A 26223-nucleotide genomic window follows, 5' to 3' on the forward strand; every position below is an offset into this window, starting at 1 on the left:
AGCGTCAGTGAAACGACGCGATGGTCGGACTGTTGGTCTTGGGTCAACGCAAAGAGATCCGTCGGTTCGTGAAACAGGAATTCGCGATAGCCGTTCGCGGCGAGAATGTTCGACCGACGGTTCGTCGATCGGCGCCATGAGCGCGGCGCTTATCGTTCTGTCGCCAGCTTACTGCGCCGTCTCCGGGCTGGGCAATGTCATCGCTTGTGTCTTTCGGCGAAGGCATCACGACAGGGGAGGACTCTTGCTCGGCGGCGTGGCTCATGGGAGTAGGTGAGGGCGCTGGCGGCGAACTCAAGAGCGCGTCATGGTGTGGCACGCTCCTGAGTTCGACAAGCGCTGGGCTCGGCAAGCGCTCAGTGGCGCTCGCTGGACGCCAGCTCCCCACGCAGGGAGTTGGGGAAGGCCTCGACGATGGTCACGTCGACGAAGTAGCCGATCAGCGAGGTCGGGTCGTCGGCGCGGAAGTTCACGACGCGGTTGTTCTCGGTACGCCCGGAGAGCTGGCCCGGATCGCGCGGCGAGAAACCGGTGACCAGAATGCGCTCGACGTTGCCGACCATGCGTCGACTGATCTGCTGCGTCTGCTGGTTGAGTCGGTCCTGCAGAATCGCCAGGCGCTGCTTCTTGACCGCTTCCGGCGTTTCGTCGGGCAATGAAGACGCCGGCGTACCCGGACGCTTGGAGTAGATGAAGCTGAACGAGGCGTCGAAACCGATGCGATGGATCAGATCCATGGTCTGCTCGAAGTCCTCGTCGGTCTCGCCGGGAAAACCGATGATGAAGTCCGAGGAGAAGCTGATATCCGGTCGTAGTGCGCGGATGCGCTCGAGCTTGTCGATATACATGTCGCGACCGTGGCCACGCTTCATCGCCGCCAGGATACGGTCGGCGCCGGACTGAACCGGGAGATGCAGGTGGCTGACCAGCTCGGGGATCTCGCCGTAGGCCTCGATCAGGCTGTCGGAGAACTCGACCGGGTGCGATGTCGTGAAACGGATGCGATCGATGCCATCCACGGCGGCCACGCAGGCGATCAGCTCGGCCAGGTCGATCTCGTCACCGTCGTCATCGAGACCGCGATAGGCATTGACGTTCTGCCCGAGCAGGTTGATCTCGCGCACGCCCTGTTCCGCCAGGTGCACGACCTCTTCCATGACCGATTCGAACGGGCGGGAGACCTCTTCCCCACGCGTGTAGGGCACGACGCAGAAGGTGCAGTACTTCGAGCAGCCTTCCATGACGGACACGAACGCGGTGGCGCCATCGGATTTCGGTTTGGGCAGGTGATCGAATTTCTCGATCTCCGGAAACGTCACGTCGACCGCCTGGATCGGCGTGGCGCTCTTCGCTCTGGCGTCGAGCATCGTCGGCAGGCGGTGCAGTGTCTGCGGCCCGAAGACCATGTCGACGTGAGGCGCGCGCTTGCGGATGTTCTCGCCTTCCTGGCTGGCCACGCAGCCACCGACGCCGATGACCAGGTCCGGCTTGGCCGCCTTCAGCTTCTTCCAGCGCCCCAGCTGGTGAAACACCTTCTCCTGCGCCTTTTCGCGAATGGAACAGGTATTGAGCAGGATGACATCGGCTTCGCCCTCGTCGTCGGTCAGCTCGAGGCGATGAGACTCGCCGAGCAGGTCCGCCATGCGGGAGGAGTCGTACTCGTTCATCTGACAGCCATGTGTCTTGATGAAGAGCTTCTTCGTCATTGGTTGCGTTGCGGCCATGCGCGCGTCACCGGTACTCATGAGATTCGCCAAGGGGGAAACCAGGCGGTGTCGCTCGCCCGACGAGACCCGAAGCGGCGGGCCCGAGGGGGCTGATGAAGCGGCACCCGAAATGGAAACGCGACATTATACGGGTCGGGATGCTCACCAGCCAACCTCTCGCCTGCGTCGCGGACATTCCCGGCGCCGCGCGCGAAGCGCAAAGGCTGTGATACCCTTGCGCCTATTTGCTTCGCCTTTTCCCTTGGGCGTCGCGCGCAGCCAGAGAGTCGTTCGTTTATGCCCAGCAAGTCGATCTATCGGGTCGTTTTTCACAACCAGGGTGAAGTGTGGGAACTCTATGCCCAGGAGATCTTCCAAAGCGATCTATGGGGCTTCATCGAAGTGGAAGCGTTCGTGTTCGAGGATCAGTCGAAAGTGGTCGTGGACCCGTCGACCGAGAAACTCCGGCGTACCTTCGATGGCGTGAACCGGAGCTATATCCCGTACAACGCTATCGTGCGCATCGACGAGGTCGAACGCGGCGGGGCGGCCAAGGCGGTGAAGGCCGAAGGCAATGTGGCCGAGTTTCCCCGGCCGATGGCGTGGCCGCCGCGAGACGACGGCTAGCCCGGCGGGGCGGCCATGGCCCGAAATTCAGGTTGACAGTTTTGAAAAGTTGCGGGGAATGAACGCGTTGCGAGCATTGGTCAGAAATTCACCAATCTGTCGCCGGTGCCGAGAATGTCGGCGGATGGCGACGACGCTTCGCAGGTTGTCCCAACGGTTATCCACAGAATGTGTGGATGAGTGATGAAACGAAGACGGATCGAAGGGCTGGCCTTCGCCAGACGGTGCCGCTCTCGCGGTATCCCGAGCCTTCGGTCTCGTCAACGGCCTTTTGCAGGACGCAACCGGCCTCTCATCGTCGCGTGAACCCGAAAACCGTTACCGATTAGCCATTAAGATCCCGACGATATGTTGAAAATTCGAAATCTTGCCGTGGGGTGTGCGCTGAGCGCCGCCCTGTTTTCCGCCTCGGTCTTCGCTCAGGAAGGGCACTGGGTCAGTGACAAGCTGCCCACCTTCGTGCGCAGTGGCCCGACCGACGGCTATCGCATCGTTGGCACGCTCGATAGCGGCGACCCCGTGACCGTGCTGCAGACCCAGGGCGACTACACCGAAGTTCGCGGCCCCGACGGTGACGCGGTGTGGATCCAGTCCAAGTTCGTGCAGGACACGCCCAGTGCGCAGGACCAGCTGCCCGCGCTCAAGCAGAAGGTCGCTCAGTTGACCCAGCGTCTCGATGGCATCGACGACGAGTGGAACCAGCGCGTTGCCGACATGCGCAGCGACCTGAAGAGTCGCCAGGCCCAGGTCGATGAGCTGCAGAGCAGCAACAACCAGCTCAATCAGTCCTACTCCGAGGCCGAGACCAAGATGCGCAGCATGCAGGCGCGGCTCGATACGCAGGAGCAGGATCTGCTGCTGCGCTACCTGATGTACGGGGGCGGTATTGCCGGCGCCGGTCTCGTCGTCGGGCTGATCGTGCCGCATCTGCCGCGTCGTCGTCGCAAGCGTGACCGCTGGTTCTGAGGCACTGATTTTGAGGCGCCGGTTCCGAGATGCCGGTGCCGAGACGCTGGGTCCGGGGTGCTGATTCCAAGACGTTGGCGCTTGCTGGCGCGTTGATTTCCGAGAGGACAGACAGCGATGAGCGCTGACGAGTGGCTAGCGCGCTGGCGCGAAGGGCGTATCGGTTTTCACCGTGAGGCGGTCCATCCGGCGCTGGAGCGCTACTGGGCCGGCCTCGGACTGGCCGAGGATGCCAAGGTGCTGGTGCCGCTGTGCGGCAAGAGTCGAGACATGCGCTGGCTGGCTGCGAATGGCCACCCGATCATGGGTGTCGAGCTTTCGCCCCTGGCGATCGAACAGTTCGTTGCCCAGCATGACCTGCCCATCCAGCGCTATCGGCGAGACGGCTTCGACTGCACGCGTCAGGGCCGTATCGAACTCTGGTGCGGCGACTTCTTTCACTTCCAGGTCGACCACGCCGTCGAGCTGGGGGGATTCTACGACCGCGCCGCGTTAATCGCGCTGCCGCCGCCGACGAGACAGCGCTACGCGCACCATCTGGCGCAGCTCTTGCTGCCCGGCGTGCGCGGCTTGCTGATCACGCTGGCCCACGACGACCCGGAGCGTGGCCCGCCGTACAGCGTCGATGCCGCGGAGGTCGAGCGTCTGCTGGTACCGAATTTCGAGATCGAACCGCTGGAGAGCGCCGTCGGCGAGGATGGCTTGCGCGAGAGCGTCTGGGCTTTGACGCGGCGAGGACCGCGGGTGTGAATCGCTCGGTGCCGGTCGCGGCCCGATGGAGCGGCTAGCGACCGGCTGGAGCGAACGCAGGCGTCGTGATTACTGCGCCAGCAGGTTGGCGAGTTGCTGATCGCGGAAGGTGCGGTCCAGCGCGTTGCTCAACAGCTCGCTGACCATGCGGTTGTTGGTGTCCCAGTCGGGCTTGAACGCGTAGCTCTGCTTGCGTTTCGCGGTGTAGCGACCGGTGTAGGTGTTGGTGCCGTTATCGACCTTGGCTTGAATGATCGCCTGAAGCTCCGAGGCCCCAAGCAGGGGTTCATCCGCATTGCCGCGCGCATAGTCGAGCTCGGCCAGCGTCAGCGTCAGGACGGGGGCGCCATTGCGCTGGCTGGTGGGCGTGAAGCCCATGCTGCGCAGGGCGTTTTCGGCCTGGGTCTGGATCTTGGGAATCACGTCGTGCGCTTCCACGGTGATCGTCGATGTCGAAGCCGTTTCGCCGGAGCGAGTGCCGATGACGCTATCGTCGCGACCATCGACGACTTCCAGCGTGACGGGTTGCCCGTTGCCGGTATGCGGGAATCCGCCGCTGACCTTGGGATTCACCGCCAGGATTTGGGGGCTCTGGGCGCACGCAGCCAGCACGCCGAGCAGCAGCAGGGCCAGGGCGCCCTTCGCTGCCGAGCCTGGGCGTAACGGGAACCATCGATTCAACATGAACCACTGACGCATAAAAGCTTACCTCTCGTGTCACGAACGGGTGGAAGACGGCGCGCTCATTATAGACGCCGCTGACCACGATCCGTAACAGGGGTCACGAGGCGCACACGGGGCTGAGCGTCTGCGGCCGCTCGGCGTCGAAGCGGTGCAGGCGCACCGGATGGGCGAACAGACGCTTTCCGCGCTTCGCGTCGAGACGCTCGAACGTCTCGTGGCCGACACTGGCCAGCCAGGGTTCGCCGAGCCAGTCGGCCTCCAGCTCCAATCTCACCTCGGCGCCGACGGGGACGACCGCCGAGACGCTGACCGGCAGGTGGGCGCGCGCGTCGTCGCGTTCGCTCAAATGAATCTCGTGCGGGCGTAGCAGCAGCTCATGACGGCCGTCCGGCATACCGGGCACGGCAAGACGAGCCTCGCCGCAGGTCAGGGTCTCATCGCGCACGTCGCCTTCCAGGCGATTGACGTCCCCCAGGAACTCGAACACGAAGCGATTGGCCGGCTGGCGATAGAGCGCGTCGGGCGTATCGACCTGCTCGATGCGACCATCGCTCATCACCACCACGCGGTCCGACAGCTCCAGTGCTTCTTCCTGATCGTGCGTGACGAACAGGCTGGTGAAGTGAAGCTCCTCGTGCAGATGACGTAGCCAGCGCCGCAGCTCCTGGCGCACCTTGGCGTCCAGCGCGCCGAAAGGCTCGTCGAGCAGCAGTACGTCCGGCTTCAGCGCCAGCGCGCGCGCCAGTGCCACGCGCTGCTGCTGGCCGCCGGAGAGCTGAGCGGGAAAGCGCTCGGCGAACGCCTGTAGACGAACCATCTCCAGCAGCTGCATGACGCGTGAGCGGATCTCCGCGGACGAGGGCCGCTCCCGGCGCGGCAGGGCGTTGAGGCCGAAAGCGACGTTGTCGTAGACGCTCATGTGGCGAAAGAGCGCGTAGTGCTGAAAGACGAAGCCGATTCGTCGGTCGCGCACGTGCACGTTCGTCACGTCACGCTCGGCGAAGTGAATCGTGCCGCTGTCTGCCTGCTCGAGCCCGGCGACGATGCGCAGAAGTGTGGTCTTGCCTGAACCCGAAGGACCGAGCAGACCGATCAGCTCGCCATCGTGGATATCGAGATCGATCGGCTCGAGGGCGCGAGTGCGTCCACGCCCCGGGCGGCCGTAGGTCTTGGCGATATTGGCGATACGGATGCTCATGAGGCGTTCTCCCGGCGCGCGGCGCGCCACTCCAGGGCCGCCTTGGCGGCCAGCGTCAGTAGCGCCAGCAGCGCCAGCAGCGCCAGAAGCGATGCACTGGTGAAGGCGCCGACGGTGTTGTAGTCCTGATAGAGCTGCTCGACCTGCAGCGGCAGCGTGTTGGTCTCGCCGCGAATGGCGCCGGCGACGACCGAGACGGCGCCGAACTCGCCGACGGCGCGGGCGTTGGTCAGAATCACGCCGTAGAACAGCGCATGACGAATCTTCGGCAGCGTGACGCGTCGGAAGATCGTCCAGCCGGAGGCGCCGAGGGTGACGGCGGCTTCCTCTTCACGCGCCCCCTGGGCCTGCATCAGCGGGATCAGCTCGCGAGCGACGAACGGGCAGGTGACGAAGATCGTCGCCAGCACGATGCCCGGCCAGGCGAACATGATCTGGATGTCGTGAGCGTCCAGCCAGCCGCCGAGCCAGCCATTACGCCCGTAGAGCAGCAGGTAGACCAGGCCCGCGACGACGGGGGAGACCGCGAAAGGGATATCGATCAGCGTCTGCAGCAGGCGGCGGCCGGGAAAGTCGAAGCGCGTCACCAGCCAGGCCAGGAAGACGCCGAAGACCAGGTTGATCGGTACGGTCGCGAGCGTGACCAGTAGCGTCAGCCCGATGGCGGCGAGCGTGTATTGATCGCTCAGATTCTGCCAGTAGACATCGAGCCCGCTCATCAGCGCTTGGGCAAAGATCGCCACCAGCGGCAGCAGCAGAAAGAGCGCCGTCAGCACCAGCGCCGTGCCGATCAGCACGCGGCGCACGGCGGGTGCGTCACCGATGCGTATCATCAGGGGCGTCCCCCGTGTAGCCGCTTGATGAAGCGACCTTGCCAGAGATTGATCGCAAGCAGCAGGATCAGCGACGTCGCGAGCACGATCGAGGCGACTGCCGACGCGCCGGCGTAGTCGTACTCCTGCAGCTTGACGAAGATCATCAACGAGGTGATCTCCGTCTCGTAGGGTTTACCGCCGGCAATGAAAATGACCGCGCCGAACTCACCCAGCGAACGCACGAAAGCGAGCCCCGTGCCAGTAACCAGTGCCGGCCAGAGGTGGGGCAGGATCACGCGGCGAAACGCATGACCGTCGCGGGCGCCGAGCGTGACCGCCGCTTCATCCACTTCGGCCGGCAGATCCTCGAGCACCGGCTGCACCGTGCGCACGACGAACGGAATGCTGGTGAAAGCCATGGCGAGCGCGATACCGACCCAGGTATAGGCGACCGAGATACCCAGCGGTTCTAGCAGGCGCCCGACCCAGCCGTTGTTCGAATAGAGCGTGGCGAGGGTCACGCCGGCCACCGCCGTCGGCAGGGCAAAGGGAAGGTCCATCAACGCGTCCACGAGACGCTTGCCAGGGAAGTCGTAGCGCACCAGCACCCACGCCATCAGCAGGCCGAAGGCGGCGTTGAACAGCGCCGCCACACCGGCCCCCAGCAGGGTGACGGCGTAACTCGCGAGCAGCCTCGGGTCATTGATCAAAAACCAGTATTGCGACCAACTCAGCTGCGACAGCTGCCCCACCAGACTGGTCAGGGGCAGCAGCAGAATCAACGAGACGAAGGTCAGCGAGATGCCGAGCGACAGGCCGAAGCCCGGCAGCACGCGGCGCTGGCGGCCGATGGCGAAAGCGTTGGCGATCATCGGCGCTGGAGCTGATCCAGTTCGCCGCCGCTGGCGAAATGCGTTTCCATCGCGTCCGGCCAGCTACCGAAGACATCCTCGACGCGCAGCAGTTCGGTTTTCGGGAAGCGGTCGCTGAACTCGGCGGCGACGCTCTCGTCGTTGACCCGATAGTTGAAGTCGGCGAGCAGACGCTGAGCCTCCGGCGTGTAGAGGTAGTCGAGATAGCCCTTGGCGAGATCCTCGTTGCCGTTGCGTTCGGCGTACTCGTCGACCACGGCGACGGGGAACTCGGCCAGGATGCTGACCGGCGGCACGACGACCTCGTAGTCGTCCTTGCCATACTCGTTGCGAATATTATTCACCTCCGACTCGAAAGTGATCAGCACATCGCCGATGCCGCGCTCGACGAAGGTGGTCGTCGCGCCTCGGCCGCCGGTGTCGAACACTTCGACGTTGCCGAGGAACGTCTTCATGTAGTCCTCGATCTTGGACTTGTCGCCATCGAATTCCCGGTCGGCGTACGCCCAGGCGGCGAGATAGGTGTAACGGCCGTTGCCGGACGTCTTCGGGTTGGGGAAGACGAGCGAAACATCGTCGCGGGCGAGGTCATCCCAGTTCTCGATGTGCTTCGGGTTGCCCTTGCGCACTAGGAAGGCCGTCGTCGAATAGTAAGGCGAGGCGTGGTTGGGATACTGCTGCTGCCAGTCCTTGGCCACCAGACCGGCGTCGGCCAGCACGTTGACGTCAGTGACCTGATTGAACGTCACCACGTCGGCGCGCAGGCCCTGCATGATCGAACGCGCCTGGGTCGAGGAGCCTCCGTGGGACTGCTTCACGCTCACGGTTTCGTCGTGCTGCTGCTGCCACCAGTCGATGAACTTGGGGTTGATCGCCGCGAACAGCTCGCGTGCGATGTCGTAGGATGAATTGAGCAGCTCCCGCTCGTCCTGAGCCTGAGCCGGCGAGACCGCGCCAAGCACGAGTGTCATCCCGATGGCGGAGGCGGCGAGCAGCGAGCGCGATGTGTTCAACCAGTTCATCAATCGGTTCCCCTGTGTTGTGTCCCTTGGATTTTTCTTTCCCTTTGGGTGCCTATCGAGCGGGCGCCTATCGAGCGATCGAGGCATCGAATGCGCCAGCGTTGGCGCAAGGCTAGATAAACCGATATGGAATGACAATAACGTCGTTTAGAACATTGGGGAATAAACTTGCAGGGTCTTTCTATAAGCCTAGCGTGGCCGCGATCCGCGTGGCCGCGATCTGAGTGGGCACGACCTGCGCGAACGGGGCGCTTTCAAGGCGAGAAGCGCGAGCAGCGGGCCCGGGAGAAGGCACCACCCGAGCCAAGGGCCCAGCGATGGCAGCAGAGGAAGCAGTAGCGCGACCGACAAGGCGGAAATGCCGAACCCGATTGCGTTCTGCAGCGTGAGCGCGCTGCCCAGCAGAGGTGGCGGGCATGCCTTCGCGGAGAGCGCGGAGAAGTGTGGCGAGTCGATGACCGCAAACAGGCTCCACGACGCGAGCAGGGCTATCAGCCACGCGGGAGCGAGTTGCGGCGCGAGCAGCGGATAGAGCGCCGCACAGACGACCGAGCCGATCAGCCCGGCTTGCGCGACGGCACGGCTGCCGAGGTGTTGACTGCACCAGCCGCCCAGCCAGCAGCCGGGAGCGCCTATGGCGATCAGGCCGAAGCTCGTCAGCGCCAGGGCGCGCGGCGAGAGTGATTCGACGGCGCTGCCGAGTAGCAGCGGCAGCGCGGCCCAGAGGGTATAGAGCTCCCACATGTGGCCAAAATAGGCGCCGGCGGCACGGCGAAAATCGGCGATGCCAAAGGCACGCAGGCCGCTGGTCGAGGCGTTGTGAGGTCGCGCCGCACCCCGGTTTCGCGGTGCCTCGCCGAGTCGCCAGACGCCAGCGCCACCCAACAGTGCCAGCAGGGAAGCCAGCCACAGCGTCGAGCGCCAGTCGGTTGCCGGGCTTGCGCCTTGGGTCACTCCGATATCGGCGAGCGCGGCCAGTAGATGCGGCATGGCTGTGCCGAGCACCAGCATGCCCACCAGCCAGGAGAGCCCCAGGCCGGCGCGACCGGGCGCCCAGCCGACCATCAGTTTCATGCCGATCGGGTAGATGCCGGCCAGCGCCAGGCCGGTCATCATCCGCAGGGCGCTGGCGGTCTCCAGGCCTCCGGCGAACGGCAGCAGTGCGTTGGAGAGGGCACCGATCAGGCAGGCCACGGTGAACAGGCGAGCGGCATCGATGCGGTCCGCCAGGCCGGAGAGGCCGATGGTCAGCGTACCCAGCAGAAAGCCGAGCTGAACCGCCCCGGTCAGCCAGCCAATATCTCCCGGCGCGAGCGACCAGAGCCGCTGCAGATCGTCGATGACGGCGTTCGGCGTGAACCAGAGCGCGGTGCCGAACCACTCGGCGATGGCGAGCACGACGATGGGCACGTGGATTCATCCCTGTGGCGAGCGAGCCGAGCCGCTCGCTCGGTCGCGCGAGGCCGGTAACGACACGGCGTGGACACGCTCACTCACCGCGCACGGCTCGTTCGGGAATCACGAAGTGGCGTTGTTCGGAGTCGATCTCGTAGCGATCTTCGATCTTGCGCGCGACATAGTCGTTGCCCTGGCCGACGGCGACGACCATGCCGCTCTCGAAAAGCACATGCAGCTCCTGGCGGGAGGGCAGGCCGATCCATATGCCGGCATTGCCGTAACCCTCGCGGACGACGCCGTAGGGGCATTGCTGCGTCGGCTTCCCCGGCGTCAGCGTACACTCGAGCTCGCCGGTCGCATCGAATGGCGTGCCATTGCCCTGGAGGTCCGCTGGCGTCGGCGGCGATGCCGGCGCGTGACTTTCCACCAGAAAATCGCCGGCGACCCAGCCGCGAACGCCGGAGCCGTTCTCGCGGATCTGGCACCAGCGCGTCCCACCGCTCGGGCGGCAGCCGCGATTGGCGAGCACCGCACCGTTGTCCAGCGTGGTGGTCACGGTATAGCGGGCACCGGGCCCGGCGCGGACGTTGAGGTGGCCCTCGGCGTCGTCCAGGGAGACCTGCCAGAAGTCCGGGTCGTCGCTGGCGCCTGCCGAGCGGTCCGCGGGGCGCGTCTCGATCCGCAGCGAGTAGCTTGCCGACTCGTCGCGTCTGGCGGCGGCGCGCACCAGAAACACCTGCACCTGATACTCCCCATCGGCCGGAACGGGGATATCGGCCACGCTGCCCTTCGCCATGCCGGCGAACAGGAAATGACCGTCGCTCGCCGATATGACGTTGAAGTTGACGCTGGCGTTGGCGCTGTCGAGATCGACGGCAAGTATCTGACCCGCGTTGGCCGTGACCGGATAAGTCGCGGTTTCGTCACCGCTCAGGCTGCCCTGAACGAGCCGGGAGTGATTGCCGGCCGGCGGTGACGCTGATGACGGGATGAGGGACGTCGACGTCTGAGCCAGGGCGCTCGTCGCTGCCAACGCAAGCGTCAGGCCGAATGCGAGCCGGGCGAGGCGCGATCCTGCCGTCATTGGCTGTCTTGCAGGCGCTTTCACAAGCCAATGGCCGACGAGGTCGAGCGGCGGGGGTCGGCGCCGCCGGTGAAGGTGCCGTCATCCTCGATCAGGATCGATTGCGCGGCGCCCATCGCCTCCTGCTGACTGACCTCGTAGCCCATTGCCTCCAGTAGCGCCATGGTGTCGGGACTGATGCCATCCTCGATGCGGATCTCGTCGGGTAGCCACTGATGGTGGATGCGCGGCGCGCTGACGGCGCTCTGGATGTTCATGCCGTGATCGATCACGTTCATGACCACCTGCAGTGTGGTCGTGATGATGCGCGACCCGCCGGGGCTGCCGGTGATCAGGAAGTTCTTGCCCTGCTTCTTGACGATGGTCGGGGTCATCGACGAGAGCATGCGTTTTGCCGGCTCGACCTTGTTGGCTTCACCGCCGATCAGGCCGTAGGCATTGGGCGCGCCAGGTTTGGCCGAAAAATCATCCATCTCGTTGTTGAGCAGAAAACCGGCCCCATCGACGACGATGCCGGAACCATAGCTGAAGTTGATGGTGTAGGTGTTGGAGACAGCCAGGCCGCTGTCATCGGCGATCGAGAAGTGCGTGGTTTCGTTGGATTCGTAAGGTAGCGGGTGGCCGGCGGCGATCTCGCTGCTGGGCGTGGCGCGGTTAGGGTCGATCTCGGCGCGCAACTCGTTGGCGTAGGCTTTCGAGGTGATGCCCGCCAGCGGGACGTCGACGAAGTCGGTATCGCCGAGATACCTGGCGCGATCGGCGTAGGCGCGTTTCATCGCCTCCGCCATCACATGAATCGTGCGCGCCGAGTTGAAGCCCATGGCATGAATGTCGTAGCCCTCGAGGATGTTGAGCATCTGCACGATGTGCGCACCACCCGAAGAGGGTGGGCTCATGGCGTAGATATCGTAGCCGCGGTAGGTGCCGTGTACCGGCTCGCGAATCGACGGATGATACGCTGCCAAATCTTCGGCGGTCATGATGCCGCCGTGGGCCTTCATCTCCTTGGCGATCAGCCGGGCGGTTTCGCCCTCGTAGAATTCGCGCGGGCCCTTGGCGGCAATGCGTTTGAGCGTGGCGGCCAGATCCGGCTGGCGGAAGCGTTGGCCGGCGCGATACAGCGAGCCGTCCGGCTTGTAGAACACCTTGCGGGTCGATGCCCACTGCTTGAGCCGATCCCGAGACTGTGCGAGGCCCTCGGCGAAACGCGGGGGGATAATGAATCCGTCTTCGGCGAGTTGGATCGCGGGGGCCAGCGCCTCGGCCAGCGTCATCGTGCCGAACTGATCCAGTGCCATCGCCAGGCCGGCGACGGTGCCCGGCACGCCGGAAGCGTTGTGGGTGAAACGTGACAGGCGCGGCACGGCGTCGCCCGCCTCGTTCTGGAACATCGTCTCGTAGGCCGCCGCGGGCGCCTTTTCGCGATAGTCGATGGCGATGACCTTGCCGCTCTTCTCGTCGGAAATCAGCATGAACCCGCCACCGCCGATATTGCCGGAGCGCGGCTGCGTCACCGCCAGTGCAAACCCTGCCGTCACGGCCGCGTCGACCGCATTGCCACCTTTTTCAAGCACGTCATGGGCGACCTGGGACGCCAGATAGTGGCTGGTGGCCACCATGCCGTGTTCGCCGACGACCGGATGGAATCGTTCCCCTTCGAGAATCGCCGAGGACTGGGCCATGACGACGTTCGCCGCGCTACCGCTCCAGAGAGCGATGGTGATCGTCAGTGTTCGCAGGAGTCGATATCTCGTCATGGTAGGCATCCTTTGCTGAGCGATTGTTGTCGAGTACGCGGTAACGGGCGAATGTCGTCAGCCGCGAGCCCCTCATTGGCGATCGTTCGCCCCGACGCTGTCGGCGGCGAGCAGAGGCGATGCGGGTGATCGGCCCTCAGTATAGGGATGGAAGGGCAAAAGACATCTGTAAGCCCGCTTGTCGTTTTTGTGCTAACAAGTAATGGGTGTGGTATTTTGTCGCACGTGTCATACAGATGAATGGTTTTCAGCCGCTGCCATCCGGCAATAGCTGCGGTCGGTCGACCATTGACGGCCGTTCCGGCCAACAACAACGCCCGCCCATCGAGCGGGTTCCGCTGTGCTTCACCTGGACCGTGAAGGAGTTGACCATGAGCGCCAAGCTCGATAACGCATCGCGCCGCGGGTTCATCAAGGGTTCCCTGATGATGATTCCGGCGGTGACGGTCGGCAGTGGCGTGTCGCTGACCGCCAAGGCCGACGAACCTCCTGCCAACCTCGCTGACTACCAGCCCACCTATTTCACCGACGACGAGTGGCGCTTCGTGATGGCGGCCTGCGATCGCCTGATCCCGAGCGATGGCGATGGGCCGGGCGCGCTGGAAACCAACGTGCCGATCTTCATCGACAAGCAGATGGAGGGCAAATTCGGCCACGCCGCTGACTGGTACATGAAGCCGCCTTTCCATCCCGATGTCTCGCCGCTGTTCGGCTACCAGTCGCCGCTGACGCCGCGTGAGGTCTACCGCAAGGGCATCGAAGCGACGCAGGAGTATTGTCAGGCACAGCATGGCAAATCTTTCGCCGCGCTCGACCATGATCTCCAGACACAGGTGCTGACGCAGCTGGAGAAGGGCGACATCACCTTCGACGACGTTTCCGCCACGCAGTTTTTTGCCTTTCTGCTGCAGAACACCAAGGAAGGCTACTTTGCCGATCCGATTCACGGCGGCAACAAGCATATGGCGTCGTGGAAATTCATCGGTTTTCCGGGCGCCCGCGCATCCTATCTGGCGTGGGTCGACCAGCGCGACAAGGCCTATCCGCTCGGTCCGGTCAGTCTGACAGGGGAGAGGGGATAAACCATGGCAAAGACCAATCCACACGTCGATGTCGTCATGATCGGACTCGGCTGGACCAGTTCGATCATGGGCATGGAACTGACCGACGAAGGCTTGAGCGTACTGGCGCTCGAACGCGGCCCGGATCAGGACACGGTGCCCGATTTCGCCTATCCCAAGATGGCCGACGAACTGACCTACGGCGTGCGCTATCAGCTGATGCAGCGCCCGGCCAAGAGCACTCTGACCGTGCGCCACGGCATCCAGGACCTGGCCGTGCCGTATCGCAGTCTCGGCTCCTTTCTACCGGGCAATGGCGTTGGTGGTGCCGGCACGCACTGGAACGGCCATACCTGGCGCCCGCAGCCCAACGAGCTGCGGCTGAAGAGTTACGTCGAGGAGAACTTCGGCGCCGATATCATTCCCGACGAGATGACGATCCAGGATTACGGCGTCACCTACGATGAGCTCGAGCCGCACTTCGACCGTTTCGAGAAGGTCGCCGGCATCTCCGGCAAGGCGGGCAATCTCAACGGCGAGATTCAGGAAGGCGGCAATCCGTTCGAGGGCTGGCGCTCGGACGACTATCCGCTACCGCCGATGAAGCGCACGCTCAACGACACCCTGTTCCGCGACATGGCCGCGTCGGAAGGGCTGCATCCGTTCCCGCTGCCGGCGGCCAATGCCTCGCAAGCCTATACCAACCCCTACGGCATGCAGCTGGCACCCTGCAACTACTGCGGCTTCTGCGAGCGCTACGGCTGTCTCAACTACTCCAAGTCCTCGCCGCAGACCTGCGTGCTGGGCGCGCTCAAGCAGCGCAAGAACTTCGCCTATCGTGCCAACTGCGAGGTGATGAAGGTCAATCTGGCGAGCGATGGCAAGACCGCCACTGGTGTGACCTATATCGACGAGAACGGCGACGAGGTCATCCAGCCTGCCGATCTGGTCATCATGGGCGCCTACTCGTTGCACAACGTGCACCTGTTGCTACTGTCGGGCATCGGCAAGCCCTACGATCCGATCAGCGGCGAGGGCGTCGTCGGCAAGAACTACGCCTACCAGATGAACGGCGGCGCCACGCTCTACTTCAAGGACAAGCATTTCAATCCGTTCATCGGCGCCGGGGCCAACGGCGAGACGCTCAACGACTTTGGCGTCGAGCAGATCGACTTCGGCCAGGAAGGTTTCATCGGCGGTTCCTACTTCAACGCGGCGATGACCAACGGCCAGCCGATTCGCAACATGCCGTTGCCGAAAGGCGCGCCGAGCTGGGGCGCCGAGTGGAAGCAGGCGGTCCAGGAGACCTACGGTCATACCATGACCATCGGCTCGCATGGCAGCAACATGGCCTATCGCGACTGCTATCTCGATCTGGACCCCAATTACACCGACGATCACGGCCGTCCGCTGATGCGCATGACCTTCAACTGGAAGGACAACGACGTGCGCATGACCCAATTCATGAAGCAGAAGATCGATGCGCTCTCCAAGGCGCTGGGGCCGGACGACTACAAGTTGTCGTTCAAGGACTTCGACTCCCAGTACGACGTGCGCCCGTATCAGACGACGCACAACGTCGGCGGCGCGATCATGGGCAGCGACCCGAAGTCGAGCGTGCTCAATCGCTACCTGCAGACGTGGGACGTGCACAACGTCTTCGTCATGGGGGCGAGCGCCTTCCCGCAGAACCTGCAGTACAACCCGACGGGGATGGTCGGCGGCCTGACCTACTGGGCAGCCAAGGCGATCCGCGAGCAGTATCTGCCCAACCCTGGACCGCTGGTCCAAGCCTGAGGAGAGTGAACATGACCCATCGAATCTGGTTTCATGCGCTCCTCGGCTGTGGCTTGCTGGGTGCGACAGGCGCCGCGATGGCGGCAAATTCGCAAAGCGCCGACTCGAACGCCCCGGCGCAGACGGCAGAGCAGCGTGGCGCGTATCTCGCCCGCGCGGGAGATTGCGTCGCCTGCCATACGGCGCCTGATGGCAAGCCGTTCGCCGGCGGGCTCAAGATCGATAGCCCGTTCGGGGCCATCATCTCGACCAACATCACACCCGACCCGGACGCCGGCATCGGTAACTACACGCGGGATCAGTTCGCCGCGGCGCTGCGCGAAGGCAAACGCGCCGACGGCGCCAATCTCTACCCGGCGATGCCGTACCCCTCCTATGCGAAGTTGACCGACGAGGACATCGACGCGCTCTACGCCTACTTCATGAACGGCGTCGAGCCGGTGTCCGAGAAGGCGCCGGAAAGCGACCTGAGCTTTCCGTTCAATCAGCGCTGGGGTATCAGCCTGTGGAACTGGGTGTTTGCCGACGCCGACGCGTTCGAACCCGAGCAGGGCCAGAGCGATGAGGTCGCGCGAGGCGCCTATCTGGTCGAAGGGCTCGGCCACTGCGGTAGCTGCCACACGCCACGCGGCTTCGCCTATCAGGAGACAGCCCTCGACGGTAGCGATGACGCCTATCTCAGCGGCGCGGCGCTTGGCGACTGGTGGGCGCCGAACCTGCGCGGCAGCGGTGAAGGTAGCGATGGGCTGCAGGGCTGGAGCGCCAACGATATCGCCGAGTATCTGGCGACGGGCCGCAATGCCCACAGCGCCGTGACCGGCGAGATGACCTCGGTCATCGCCAACAGCACCTCGCATCTGACCGATGACGATCTGCAGGCGATAGCCGCCTACCTCAAATCGCTGCAGCCGGCCGCAGAAGAGAGCGAGGCGAAGCAGAGTCAGACGACGCCGGATCAGACCGAGCAGATGCTCACCGCCGCCGATGTCGACGGTAAACCGGGGGCCAGGCTCTATCTGGACAACTGTGCTGCCTGTCACTTCGCCAGCGGCAAGGGCGCGCCTCAGGTGTTCCCGTCGCTGGTCGGCAACTCGCTGGTCAATGCGGATGATCCGTCGGGTATGCTCCATGTGATTCTCGCTGGCGCCCGACTGCCCTCCACGCCGAAGAAGCCGGAAGCGCTGGCGATGCCGGACTTCGGCTGGCGGCTTTCCGACGAGGAGGCGGCACAGCTGGCGACCTTCGTGCGCGGAGCCTGGGGCAATCACGGCGACAAGGTGACCGCGGATCAGGTCGCTCACGTGCGTGATAACCTGCCCGAGCAGAAGGAGAGCAGCAAGCCGGATTTTCAGGACTGAAGGGTGCACTGAAGCTTCCGTATCGAATCTTCAGTCAGGAAAATCGTTGTCGCTCAGCGCCTCGCCGGCTCGACCGGCGGGGCGTTTTACTGTGTGAACCGCACCGGCTGAACGTCTACGTTAGAATGAACCTCATGCTGGTGTTCCTCACAAGGATTCGTTGTCATGCGTGACTACAAGATTGCCCCCTCGATTCTCTCCGCCAACTTTGCCTGTCTCGGTCAGGAAGTGGACGACGTTCTCGCGTCCGGCGCCGACATGATCCATTTCGACGTCATGGATAATCACTACGTGCCCAATCTGACCATCGGACCGATGGTCTGCGAGGCGCTGCGCAAGCACGGCGTCAGCGCGCCAATCGATTGCCACCTGATGGTGACGCCGGTCGATCAGTTGATCGGCGACTTCATCGACGCCGGGGCCGACTACGTCACCTTCCACCCGGAAGCCAGCCAGCATATCGACCGCTCGCTGCAGCTGATCAAGAGCCGTGGTTGCAAGGCCGGGCTGGTGTTCAACCCGGCCACGTCGCTTGCGTACCTCGATTACGTCATGGACAAGATCGACATGATCCTGATCATGAGTGTCAACCCCGGGTTCGGCGGGCAGTCGTTCATTCCGGCGGCGCTGGACAAGCTGCGCGAGGCGCGCCGGCGTATCGACGCCAGCGGGCGGCCCATCCGCCTCGAGGTCGACGGCGGCGTCAGCGCCGACAATATCGCCGAGATCGCCGCGGCCGGCGCGGACACTTTCGTTTCCGGCTCGTCGATCTTCAAGGCGCGCAATCTCGAGGACGCCAACCGCTATGATGGCATTCTCGGACGCATGCGCAGCGCGCTGGCCGAGGCATGATTGGCGTGTCCGATGATGGCGCCGTCGCCAACGATGCCGCGATCGGCCCGGACGAGGTGCCGCGTGTCTGGTATCTCTACGTGATCGAGACGGCTCGCGGTGCGCTCTACACGGGGATCACGACCGACGTCGAGCGACGGCTGGCGCAGCATCGGACCGGCCGCGGGGCCAGAGCGCTGCGAGGCCGCGGTCCGCTGACGCTTCGCCATGCCGAGCGCGTGGGCAGTCACGGTGATGCACTGAGGCTCGAAGCGAGCATCAAGCGGCTGCGGGCCGAGGAGAAGCGGCGCTGGCTGGCGGGGCGGCCAGCCGATTGTCATGAAACTGTCACGCTCACTCCGGAGCCCACCGCGTAAACTGGGCAGCAACTGACTTCTCAGAGATTTCAATCACATGAAGGTCGTTGCACTGCACAATCTCAAGGGCGGCGTCGGCAAGACGTCGGCCGCGGTCAACCTGGCACGGGAAGCCCACCGCGATGGGCTTCCCGTGCTGCTGTGGGATCTGGATGCGCAGGGTGCCTCGACCTGGATTCTCGGTGGCGAGAGCGGCCTCGGTAAAAAGATCTCCAAGCTGCTTGCCGGCAAATCGCCGCTGGGCGAGCAGGTGCAGCGCACGCCGTGGGAGCGCTTCGATCTACTGCCCGCCGACATTCGGCTGCGTGAACTCGATCGATTGCTGAACGACAAGGCGAATGGCGATAAGCATCTCAAGCGGCTGATCGCGCCTTTCGGCGAAGAGTATGCGCTGCTGATTCTGGACTGCCCGCCGGGTCTCTCCACGCTTGCTGATCAGTTGATCCGCGCGGCCGATCGCATTCTGGTGCCGACCATCCCGAGTCCGTTGTCGGTGCAGGCTTTTTCGCGAATGATCGAGCATCTCGATCTCAAGAAGCGCCAGCGTGAGCGGCTTTCTCCGTTCTTCAACCTCGTCGACCGGCGTCGCAATCTTCACGCCGAGTGGCTCGAGTCTCCCCCCGAGGCGATCGGCTCGCCCATGACGAGCTGGATTCCCTACGCCAGCGTGGTCGAGCGCATGAGTCTGGAATGTCGCCCCCTGGCCGATCTCGCGCCGCGTAGCCCCGCCACGCTGGCCTATCGTCGGCTCTGGGCGGAACTGAAGGCAGAGCTCGCGATCGATCGCTGAGCAACGCCCGGCTGACGTCCGGCTTTGATGCAGAGCATTTCGAGGCTCTGGCGCGGGCTGTATACTTAGCCAGTCATTTCCGGCTCGCGATTCGACTCCATGGCGCTCCCGACGCTCGATGATCCTTTCTACTATCTCGTCAATTTCCGTACCGTTCTCGACTGGTTATCGGCGCGCTATGCCGATCTGCTGAGCGACGATGAGCGGGATTTCATCGCTCGCTTCGAGGGCTTGCCGCAGTCGTCGCAGGCGCTGCTGGTGCGCATGGTCATGCGTAAGGGCGTCGACTTCCGGGCATCTCGCCTGCGCTATGACGAGATCGGTGAACCCGGTGACGCCGTCGGCCCCTTGATCGACGCCGGCTGGGTCGAGGAGGGGAGCGCACTGGCGCTCGAGGCGCTGTTCGCGCTGACGACCAAAGCCGAGCTGGCTGCCGGCCTGGCCGATCGGTTGGCCGAGTCTGGTGTGCCCCGCGCGGCAGGCAAGGGCGTCTGGCTCGAGGCACTCGGGGCTTGCTCGCCAGCGCCCAGGCCGCTATCCGATTGGCTGCCGGAACTCGAGGATCGTCATTTTCGGCTCGCGGTCGACGCGATGTGCGAGCGCTTCCGGCTGATGTTTTTCGGCAATCTGCGCCAGCAGTGGTCGGAATTCGTGCTCGCGGAACTGGGCGTCTTTCGGTTCGAGACCGTCGTGCTGGACCAGCGCTCACGCGCATTCTCCCGTCGCGATGAGCTCGAGGCCTATCATCGCTTGCACAAGCTGCGAGAGCGCTTCGAGGCGGACGAGCCGCTGGCGGTCATTCTCGCCGAGTTGCCGGAGTCGGCGTTCGATAATGACTGGCTGGAGCGGCGGCGTGCGCGTCTGATCTACAGGGTCGCCTATCGACTCGAACGCCTGGGTGAGCTGTTGCATGCCCTGGCGCTCTACGAACGCTGTACGGCGCCGGACGCCCGGCTGCGGCGAATTCGCGTGCTGGAGTCACTCGAGCGATATGCCGCGGCGCAGGCGCTGGCGGAAGCCGCCACGCGGGCGCCGGCCAGCGCGGCCGAGGCCCAGGCGGTGGCGCGAATCCTGCCGCGCCTGCGCCGCAAGCAGGGCGGCGCGGCCATCGCTCGTCGACCCGGCAACGGGCCGGCGCGACTCGATCTCGAGCTGCCGCGCGCCTCTAGCGTTGAACGAGCGGTGGCGCAGCATCTTTCCCGTGACGATGCGCCGGTCTGCTATGTCGAGAACGTGCTCGTCAACGGCCTGTTCGGGCTGCTCTGCTGGGAGGCGATCTTTGCGCCGCTGCCGGGTGCGTTCTTTCATCCCTTCCATGTCGGCCCCGTGGACCTGCACGAACCGGACTTTCGCAGCCGAAGGTGCTCGCATTTCGATGCCTGCCTGGCAGCACTGGAGCGGGGCGATCATGCCGAGGTCATCCGTCGCCGTTATCGGGAGAAACACGGCATCCAGTCACCGTTCGTGTTCTGGGAGGGGCTCGACGAGTCATTGCTGGAGCTCGCGCTGGCCTGCATACCGGCACGGCACCTGCGCCTCTGGTTCGAACGTCTCCTGACCGATATTCGCGCCAACCGCGCTGGCATGCCCGACCTGATCCAGTTTCGCCCCGGCGCGGACGAGGCCGAACACGCATATCACATGATCGAGGTAAAAGGGCCGGGGGATCGCCTGCAGGACAATCAGAAGCGCTGGCTCGAGTTCTGCGCCGAGCACGACATGCCGATCAGCGTCTGCTACGTCGTCTGGCAGGCTGAAGAGGCCGCCGGCGGAGGCGCCGAATGAGCTATCGGATCGCCGTTCGCGCGCTGTGCGAGTTCGCGGCCAAGGCCGGTGATCTGGACTTGCGCTTCACGCCGTCGCCGACGGCGCTGGAGGGAATCGCCGGGCACCAACTGATCGTCGAGCGGCGTGGCGAGGGCTACGAAAGCGAAATATCGCTCGCTGGCCACTATCGCCAGCTCGAGGTGCGAGGCCGCGCCGATGGCTTCGATACGCGCGCCAATCGGCTCGAGGAGGTGAAAACGCACCGTGGCGACCTGGCGCGCCAGCCCGCCAACCAGCGTGCGCTGCACTGGGCCCAGGCGCGGGTCTATGCGCACCTGCTGTGTGTCGAACGCGGCCTGGATCAGATCAGTGTCGCGCTGGTCTATCTCGACATCGTCAGCCAGCGTGAGACGCTGATCGAAGAGCATCGTTCGGCTGCGGAACTGAGAGAGCATTTCGACAGTCTGTGCCACGGCTTTCTCGCCTGGGCGCAGCAGGAGCTGCTGCATCGCCGTCGGCGCGATGAGGCGCTCAGGGCGCTCTCGTTTCCCTTCGCGGACTTTCGCCAGGGCCAGCGGCCGCTGGCGGAGTCGGTCTACAAGGCGATTCACACCCGGCGCTGGCTGATGCTGCAGGCGCCGACCGGCATCGGCAAGACACTGGGTACGCTGTTTCCCATGCTCAAGGCGATGCCGGGTGAACCGCTCGACAAGATCGCGTTTCTCACCGCGCGCAATACCGGGCAGCGTCTGGCGCTGGATGCACTCGAACGTTTCGGCGCGCGGCCGGCTGGGAGTACCGAAGAAGCGGCTGCCTTGCCGCTTCGCGTCCTCGTTTTGACCTCCCGCGACAGAAGCTGTGAGCATCCGGACAAGGCGTGTCACGGCGAGTCCTGCCCTCTGGCCGCCGGGTTCTACGATCGACTGCCGGGCGCACGTCAGGCTGCCGCCACGCGAGGTTGGCTGGACCGCGAAACGCTGCGGGAGATTGCGCTGGCCCATGAGGTGTGCCCCTACTATCTCGGCCAGGAGATGGCGCGCTGGACGGACCTGGTAGTCGGCGACGTCAACTACTGGTTCGATATGCATGCGATGCTCTTTGCGCTCGCCCGGGAGCAGCAGTGGCAGGTCGGCGTCCTGGTGGACGAGGCGCACAACCTCGTCGAGCGCGGCCGCGGCATGTACAGCGCCACGCTCGATCATGCGGCGTTTCGACGGCTCAAGCCGACGTTGCCGGCGCCGCTCAAGCGGCCGATGTCGCGCGTCGCAAGCGCATGGCAGGCGCTGGCCGAAGAGGGCGGGCTTGGCGAGAACGACGACTATCGGGTGATGCAGACCTTGCCCGGCAAGTTGATCGGCGCATTGCAGCAGGCGTGCTCCGCCATCGTCGAGTATCAGAGCGAGCAGCCGATCGCGCTCGAGAGCGAGCTGCAGCGATTTGCCTTCGATGCCCAGCACTTCTGCCGCATCGCCGAGACCTTCGGCGATCACTCGCTGTTCGACATGACCCGCCAGCCACCTCGCGGGCGCCAGCGCCATGCCGGCGCGCAGCTCACGCTGCGCAACGTCGTGCCAGCCCCGTTCCTGGCGCCACGCTTCGCCGCCGCGCACGGCGGGACGCTCTTCTCCGCCACGCTGGAACCCGAGGCCTACTATCGTGACCTGCTTGGCTTGCCTGCCGAGGCCCCCTGGCTGGCGCTGGACTCGCCGTTTGACCTCTCGCAGCTCGAGGTTCATGTCGCGCAGCGGCTGTCGACGCGCTACCGCGATCGGGCCGCCTCTCTCGAGCCGCTGGCCGAGCGGATCGCCAGCCAGTTCCAGGCCCGACGCGGCAATTACCTGGCGTTCTTCTCGAGTTTCGCCTATCTCGAACAGGTCGCTGATCGCCTCGCCGAGCGCTTTCCGGCGGTGCCTCAGTGGCGGCAGGCCTCACGCATGGATGACAGCGCCCGCGAAGCGTTTCTGGCTCGCTTCGAGTCGGACGGTGAGGGCGTGGGATTCGCCGTGCTCGGCGGCATCTTCGGCGAGGGTATCGATCTGCCGGGCGAGCGCCTGATCGGGGCCTTCATCGCCACGCTAGGCCTGGCGCAGGTCAACCCGGTCAACGAGCAGATGCGTGCGCGACTGCAGACGCTCTACGGGCGGGGCTACGACTACGCCTACTTCTTCCCCGGCATGCAGAAGGTGGTGCAGGCGGCCGGCCGCGTGATCCGCTCCGGCACCGACGAGGGCGTGATCCACCTGCTCGACGACCGTTTCGCTCGTCGCGAAGCGCAGGCGCTGCTGCCGAGCTGGTGGCCCACGCCGCGCTTCGATGGATAGCGGTATCCGGCGATCAGTCTTTGGCCAGCGCCTCCAACACCCTGGCCACCGCCTCGGCGCCGGGATCGACCACGCCCTTGAGCGCGCTTTCCGGCACGTAGGCGGAGCGACCGGCGTTGGCGCGGGTCAGCGTGGCGGTGGCCTGGGCGCCGTCGCGCGCGGCCTGCGCCGCCTGGGCCAGCGAATCGCCGCGCTTCAGCGCGTCGATCGCGGGAATGAGCGCGTCGAGCATGGTGCGGTCGCCCGGTTTGGCGCCACCGTAGGCCTGCATCTTTTCGACGCCTGACGCGAGCGCCGCGACGAGATCACCACGCTGGTCGAGCGACGCACCGGCGGTGGTGAAGAGAATCGATAGCAGCACACCGCTGGAGCCGCCCATGTCGCGCGAGAGCAACTGGCCGATACCGGCGAACATCAACGGCAGCGCTTGGGTGTTGAGCCGGTTGGCGCTCAGGGCCTTGGCGATCGCGTCGGCGCCGCTCTCCATGCTGGCGCCGGCATCGCCGTCGCCGCTCTTGGCGTCGAGCGCGTCGAGCGCCTGACGCGATTCGCGCAGGACCGCGACGATGCGCTCGAGCCTGGCGGTCGTCTCGGCGTCCTGCGGCGCGTTCTCCGCCAGCGCTTCGTGGTCCTGGTGCGTATCCGGCGTAAAGGTCTCCGGTCTGGCGATCGCCCGCAGGCCGGGCCACGCTGGGGCGCTGGTGGGGGCTTCGAGCGCGGCGACGATCGTCTCGTCGGCTGCCACCAGCGTGACCGAAAAACCGTGCATGTCGAGCGAGGTCATCAGCGGGGCCGGGCCGATCAGATGCGACAGACGCTCGACGCCGAGCTCGTGCAGCAGCGCGGCGCCGAGCACGCCCATCTCCTGGGTCGAGCAGCTGCCCAGATCGTTGAGCATCGCGATCCACGGCCCTTCGCATTGACGTGCGGCCAGCGCGTCGCGTAAGGGGCCGAGCACCATCTGCATGGCCTCGTCGGCGCTCTGTGGATCGACTTCCCGCGTGCCGGTCTCGTTATGGATACCGAGACCCAGCTCCGGCGCGCGGTCGGCGGCAGCCTGACCCGGCTGGGCGGCAGGGCTGAGCGCCATGCCGAGCGAACCCATGCGTTGGCAGAGCGACTCGGCGGCCGTTCGGATATCGGCAAGTGGCGTCTCGCGGGCCGCGAGATAGCCCGCCAGCTTGTGCACGAGCAGCGTGCCGGCGATGCCGCGCGGCTGCGGTGCGTCGGCGATGGCGACGTCGTCGGCGACGATCACCATCGCGACATCGAGCCCCTCACTGCGGGCGCGCTCGGCGGCGAGTCCGAAGTTGAGCCGATCACCGGTGTAGTTCTTGACCACCAGCAGACAGCCGGCCTCGCCGCAAACCTCGCGGATCGCGGCGAGCACGGCTTCCACGCTGGGGGAGGCGAACAGGCTGCCGGAGATGGCACCGGTCAGCATGCCGTCGCCGACGTAGCCTGCGTGAGCGGGCTCGTGACCGGCGCCGCCGCCGGAGAGCACCGCGACCTGACGCCGACCCTGCTCGGTCTTTTGCCAGTCGGCGCGAATCAGTATGCGCAGGCCGCTTTGCGGTTCGGCGACCCGCAGTCGGGCACTGGCGGCGACGCCCTGCAGTATTTCGTCGACCACCGCGCCCGGTGCGTTGTAGAAACGATCCATGTTCATCTCCCGTTGTCAGGATGGTATTCCGCTGGCGTTGACCGTTCGAGAGCGATCAGTGCAGCTTCATCTTCGGGCGAAGGTAGCGATTGAGACCGTCGACGATAACGGTCATGGCGGTCTTGAAGATGCCGTAGATCGCCATCTGGTGCATGCGGTAGAGAGAAGCGTAGAACAGCTTCGCCAGTCGCCCCTCGATGAATAGACTGCGCGCCGATGACCCGCCCATCAGATTGCCGACGGCTTCGAAATGCGCCAGCGAGATCAGCGAACCGCGGTCGTGATAGACGAACGGCTTGAGCGGCTTGCCGGCCATTGCGGCACGCAGGTTGTGATAGCAGTGCGTTGCCTGCTGATGGGCGGCCTGGGCGCGCGGCGGCACGCGCTTGTCGTCCGGCTGCGGGCAGGAGGCGCAGTCGCCGAAGGCGAAAATGCGGTCGTCGTCGACGCTGGTCAGATCCTGGTTGACCTTGATCTGGTGATTGCGCTCCGTCGCGATGCCCAGGTCGGAGAGAAATGCCGGCGCGCGGATGCCGGCTGCCCAGACGCTGAGATCGGTTTCCAACGGCTCGCCGTCGGCGGTGATGAAGCCGCTGTCATTGGCTTCCGTCACGCGGGTGTCAACGTGGATCTTGACCCCGAGCCGCTCGAGCTCGCCGTGGACGGCGCGGCTGATGCGCTCCGGCAGAGCGGGGAGAATGCGCGGTGCGGCTTCGATCAGGTGAACCTCGAGCTTGCCGCTGTCCAGCGAGGTGAAGCCGTAGCTGTGCAGCATCTGCGACGCACCGAACAGCTCGGCGGCGAGTTCGACCCCGGTCGCCCCGGCGCCGACCAGGCCCACGGTCAACTTGGGACGAATGCGATGTTCGGGATCGCTGTAGCGCAGAAAGGTGTTGAGCATGTTGCGACGGAACGCTTCAGCCTGCTGCGGGCTGTCGATGAAGTGGCAATGATCGGCCACCCCCGGCGTGCCGAAGTCGTTGGAGACGCTGCCCACCGAGAGAATCAGGTAGTCGTAGTCGATCTCCCGGGCCGGCAGAACGACCGCGCCCTTGTCGTCATGAATCGCTTCCAGCGTCAGCGTGCGCGCGTCGCGGTCGATGCCGCTCAGCGTACCGCGCTGGAAACGATAGCCGTTCTGCTTGGCGTGACCCTGGTAAGAGACTTCGTCCAGGCCGGAATCGAGGGTACCGGTGGCGATTTCGTGCAGCAGCGGCTTCCAGATATGGGTCGAGTTGCGATCGACGAGGGTGATATCGGCGCGCTCGCGCTTCCCGAGCTTCTGGCCCAGCTTGGTGGCCAGTTCGAGACCGCCGGCGCCACCGCCGACGACCACGATGCGAGGGGTGGTCATGGAAAACTCCCGTGAATATCGTGAA

The 26223-nt window shown here is 64.9% G+C and carries 22 protein-coding genes; 11 read left to right on the forward strand and 11 right to left on the reverse strand.

Going from position 1 to position 26223, the window contains the following annotated elements; translation table 11 throughout:
* Positions 1-356 precede the first annotated feature (356 nt).
* On the reverse strand, positions 357-1706 hold the full coding sequence (gene miaB, locus IE125_RS00320; RefSeq protein ID WP_189443149.1) for a tRNA (N6-isopentenyl adenosine(37)-C2)-methylthiotransferase MiaB: 1350 nt from the start codon (positions 1704-1706) through the stop codon (positions 357-359).
* Between the two features lie 297 nt (positions 1707-2003).
* On the opposite strand from miaB, the gene IE125_RS00325 reads away from it, so the two are divergent.
* The 3 genes from IE125_RS00325 (at position 2004) to IE125_RS00335 (ending at position 4049) form a co-directional block, all read left to right on the forward strand.
* Positions 2004-2333 carry a DUF1820 family protein gene (locus IE125_RS00325; RefSeq protein ID WP_189442612.1) on the forward strand — a complete coding sequence of 110 codons (330 nt, stop codon included), beginning with the start codon at positions 2004-2006 and terminating at the stop codon, positions 2331-2333.
* A 348-nt stretch (positions 2334-2681) separates the two neighbouring features.
* Positions 2682-3299, forward strand: coding sequence for a TIGR04211 family SH3 domain-containing protein (locus tag IE125_RS00330; protein WP_189442613.1), 618 nt, complete (start codon positions 2682-2684; stop codon positions 3297-3299).
* Between the two features lie 117 nt (positions 3300-3416).
* On the forward strand, positions 3417-4049 hold the full coding sequence (locus tag IE125_RS00335; RefSeq protein ID WP_189442614.1) for a thiopurine S-methyltransferase: 633 nt from the start codon (positions 3417-3419) through the stop codon (positions 4047-4049).
* Between the two features lie 69 nt (positions 4050-4118).
* Here the strand turns inward: IE125_RS00335 and IE125_RS00340 are convergent, their stop codons facing one another.
* The 8 genes from IE125_RS00340 to ggt form a co-directional block, all read right to left on the reverse strand.
* Positions 4119-4748 carry a YajG family lipoprotein gene (locus IE125_RS00340; RefSeq protein ID WP_229808847.1) on the reverse strand — a complete coding sequence of 210 codons (630 nt, stop codon included), beginning with the start codon at positions 4746-4748 and terminating at the stop codon, positions 4119-4121.
* Positions 4749-4830: 82 nt separating this feature from the next.
* Positions 4831-5931, reverse strand: a complete 1101-nt coding sequence (locus IE125_RS00345; protein WP_189442615.1) for a sulfate/molybdate ABC transporter ATP-binding protein — start codon at positions 5929-5931, stop codon at positions 4831-4833.
* Entirely contained in the window at positions 5928-6764 is an 837-nt protein-coding gene (gene cysW / locus IE125_RS00350; protein ID WP_189442616.1) for a sulfate ABC transporter permease subunit CysW, read from the reverse strand. Before cysW ends, IE125_RS00345 begins: the two co-directional genes overlap by 4 nt.
* Positions 6764-7618: a sulfate/thiosulfate ABC transporter permease CysT gene (cysT, locus tag IE125_RS00355; RefSeq protein ID WP_189442617.1), complete on the reverse strand. Its 855-nt coding sequence runs from the start codon at positions 7616-7618 to the stop codon at positions 6764-6766. Before cysT ends, cysW begins: the two co-directional genes overlap by 1 nt.
* Entirely contained in the window at positions 7615-8640 is a 1026-nt protein-coding gene (gene cysP / locus IE125_RS00360) for a thiosulfate ABC transporter substrate-binding protein CysP (protein ID WP_189442618.1), read from the reverse strand. Before cysP ends, cysT begins: the two co-directional genes overlap by 4 nt.
* A gap of 189 nt (positions 8641-8829) precedes the next feature.
* Entirely contained in the window at positions 8830-10050 is a 1221-nt protein-coding gene (locus IE125_RS00365) for an MFS transporter (protein WP_189442619.1), read from the reverse strand.
* A gap of 79 nt (positions 10051-10129) precedes the next feature.
* Positions 10130-11122, reverse strand: coding sequence for an SH3 domain-containing protein (locus IE125_RS00370; RefSeq protein WP_189442620.1), 993 nt, complete (start codon positions 11120-11122; stop codon positions 10130-10132).
* A 20-nt stretch (positions 11123-11142) separates the two neighbouring features.
* Positions 11143-12879, reverse strand: coding sequence for a gamma-glutamyltransferase (ggt, locus tag IE125_RS00375; RefSeq protein ID WP_189442621.1), 1737 nt, complete (start codon positions 12877-12879; stop codon positions 11143-11145).
* Between the two features lie 371 nt (positions 12880-13250).
* On the opposite strand from ggt, the gene IE125_RS00380 reads away from it, so the two are divergent.
* The 8 genes from IE125_RS00380 (at position 13251) to IE125_RS00415 (ending at position 23181) form a co-directional block, all read left to right on the forward strand.
* Positions 13251-13961: a gluconate 2-dehydrogenase subunit 3 family protein gene (locus IE125_RS00380; protein WP_189442622.1), complete on the forward strand. Its 711-nt coding sequence runs from the start codon at positions 13251-13253 to the stop codon at positions 13959-13961.
* A gap of 3 nt (positions 13962-13964) precedes the next feature.
* A complete protein-coding gene (locus tag IE125_RS00385; protein WP_189442623.1) occupies positions 13965-15737 on the forward strand; it encodes a GMC family oxidoreductase in 1773 nt (590 codons plus the stop codon).
* 11 nt (positions 15738-15748) lie between these two features.
* Entirely contained in the window at positions 15749-17095 is a 1347-nt protein-coding gene (locus IE125_RS00390; RefSeq protein WP_229808848.1) for a c-type cytochrome, read from the forward strand.
* A 165-nt stretch (positions 17096-17260) separates the two neighbouring features.
* Entirely contained in the window at positions 17261-17947 is a 687-nt protein-coding gene (gene rpe, locus IE125_RS00395; RefSeq protein WP_189442624.1) for a ribulose-phosphate 3-epimerase, read from the forward strand.
* Positions 17948-17952: 5 nt separating this feature from the next.
* Positions 17953-18303 carry a GIY-YIG nuclease family protein gene (locus IE125_RS00400; protein ID WP_229808849.1) on the forward strand — a complete coding sequence of 117 codons (351 nt, stop codon included), beginning with the start codon at positions 17953-17955 and terminating at the stop codon, positions 18301-18303.
* A gap of 37 nt (positions 18304-18340) precedes the next feature.
* Positions 18341-19093 carry a ParA family protein gene (locus IE125_RS00405; protein ID WP_189442626.1) on the forward strand — a complete coding sequence of 251 codons (753 nt, stop codon included), beginning with the start codon at positions 18341-18343 and terminating at the stop codon, positions 19091-19093.
* A 99-nt stretch (positions 19094-19192) separates the two neighbouring features.
* Positions 19193-20878: a VRR-NUC domain-containing protein gene (locus IE125_RS00410; RefSeq protein WP_189442627.1), complete on the forward strand. Its 1686-nt coding sequence runs from the start codon at positions 19193-19195 to the stop codon at positions 20876-20878.
* A complete protein-coding gene (locus IE125_RS00415) occupies positions 20875-23181 on the forward strand; it encodes an ATP-dependent DNA helicase (protein ID WP_189442628.1) in 2307 nt (768 codons plus the stop codon). Before IE125_RS00410 ends, IE125_RS00415 begins: the two co-directional genes overlap by 4 nt.
* A 13-nt stretch (positions 23182-23194) precedes the next feature.
* Here the strand turns inward: IE125_RS00415 and IE125_RS00420 are convergent, their stop codons facing one another.
* Together IE125_RS00420 and IE125_RS00425 are read right to left on the reverse strand one after the other, a co-directional pair.
* Complete coding sequence (locus IE125_RS00420; protein ID WP_189442629.1) at positions 23195-24844, reverse strand: dihydroxyacetone kinase subunit DhaK; 1650 nt, start codon at positions 24842-24844, stop codon at positions 23195-23197.
* 55 nt (positions 24845-24899) lie between these two features.
* Positions 24900-26198 (reverse strand): NAD(P)/FAD-dependent oxidoreductase, encoded by a 1299-nt coding sequence (locus tag IE125_RS00425; protein WP_189442630.1) that lies wholly within the window; start codon positions 26196-26198, stop codon positions 24900-24902.
* Positions 26199-26223 lie beyond the last annotated feature (25 nt).

The sequence above is a fragment of the Salinicola rhizosphaerae genome (assembly GCF_014652715.1).
Classification (GTDB): domain Bacteria; phylum Pseudomonadota; class Gammaproteobacteria; order Pseudomonadales; family Halomonadaceae; genus Salinicola; species Salinicola rhizosphaerae.

Excerpts from the sequence above, each read along its gene's own strand:
- miaB (WP_189443149.1), bottom strand. The coding sequence starts at position 1,706 with ATGACGAAGAAGCTCTTCATCAAGACACATGGCTGTCAGATGAACGAG.
- IE125_RS00325 (WP_189442612.1), top strand. The coding sequence starts at position 2,004 with ATGCCCAGCAAGTCGATCTATCGGGTCGTTTTTCACAACCAGGGTGAA.
- IE125_RS00330 (WP_189442613.1), top strand. The coding sequence starts at position 2,682 with ATGTTGAAAATTCGAAATCTTGCCGTGGGGTGTGCGCTGAGCGCCGCC.
- IE125_RS00335 (WP_189442614.1), top strand. The coding sequence starts at position 3,417 with ATGAGCGCTGACGAGTGGCTAGCGCGCTGGCGCGAAGGGCGTATCGGT.
- IE125_RS00340 (WP_229808847.1), bottom strand. The coding sequence starts at position 4,748 with ATGCGTCAGTGGTTCATGTTGAATCGATGGTTCCCGTTACGCCCAGGC.
- IE125_RS00345 (WP_189442615.1), bottom strand. The coding sequence starts at position 5,931 with ATGAGCATCCGTATCGCCAATATCGCCAAGACCTACGGCCGCCCGGGG.
- cysW (WP_189442616.1), bottom strand. The coding sequence starts at position 6,764 with ATGATACGCATCGGTGACGCACCCGCCGTGCGCCGCGTGCTGATCGGC.
- cysT (WP_189442617.1), bottom strand. The coding sequence starts at position 7,618 with ATGATCGCCAACGCTTTCGCCATCGGCCGCCAGCGCCGCGTGCTGCCG.
- cysP (WP_189442618.1), bottom strand. The coding sequence starts at position 8,640 with ATGAACTGGTTGAACACATCGCGCTCGCTGCTCGCCGCCTCCGCCATC.
- IE125_RS00370 (WP_189442620.1), bottom strand. The coding sequence starts at position 11,122 with ATGACGGCAGGATCGCGCCTCGCCCGGCTCGCATTCGGCCTGACGCTT.
- ggt (WP_189442621.1), bottom strand. The coding sequence starts at position 12,879 with ATGACGAGATATCGACTCCTGCGAACACTGACGATCACCATCGCTCTC.
- IE125_RS00380 (WP_189442622.1), top strand. The coding sequence starts at position 13,251 with ATGAGCGCCAAGCTCGATAACGCATCGCGCCGCGGGTTCATCAAGGGT.
- IE125_RS00385 (WP_189442623.1), top strand. The coding sequence starts at position 13,965 with ATGGCAAAGACCAATCCACACGTCGATGTCGTCATGATCGGACTCGGC.
- IE125_RS00390 (WP_229808848.1), top strand. The coding sequence starts at position 15,749 with ATGACCCATCGAATCTGGTTTCATGCGCTCCTCGGCTGTGGCTTGCTG.
- rpe (WP_189442624.1), top strand. The coding sequence starts at position 17,261 with ATGCGTGACTACAAGATTGCCCCCTCGATTCTCTCCGCCAACTTTGCC.
- IE125_RS00405 (WP_189442626.1), top strand. The coding sequence starts at position 18,341 with ATGAAGGTCGTTGCACTGCACAATCTCAAGGGCGGCGTCGGCAAGACG.
- IE125_RS00410 (WP_189442627.1), top strand. The coding sequence starts at position 19,193 with ATGGCGCTCCCGACGCTCGATGATCCTTTCTACTATCTCGTCAATTTC.
- IE125_RS00415 (WP_189442628.1), top strand. The coding sequence starts at position 20,875 with ATGAGCTATCGGATCGCCGTTCGCGCGCTGTGCGAGTTCGCGGCCAAG.
- IE125_RS00420 (WP_189442629.1), bottom strand. The coding sequence starts at position 24,844 with ATGGATCGTTTCTACAACGCACCGGGCGCGGTGGTCGACGAAATACTG.
- IE125_RS00425 (WP_189442630.1), bottom strand. The coding sequence starts at position 26,198 with ATGACCACCCCTCGCATCGTGGTCGTCGGCGGTGGCGCCGGCGGTCTC.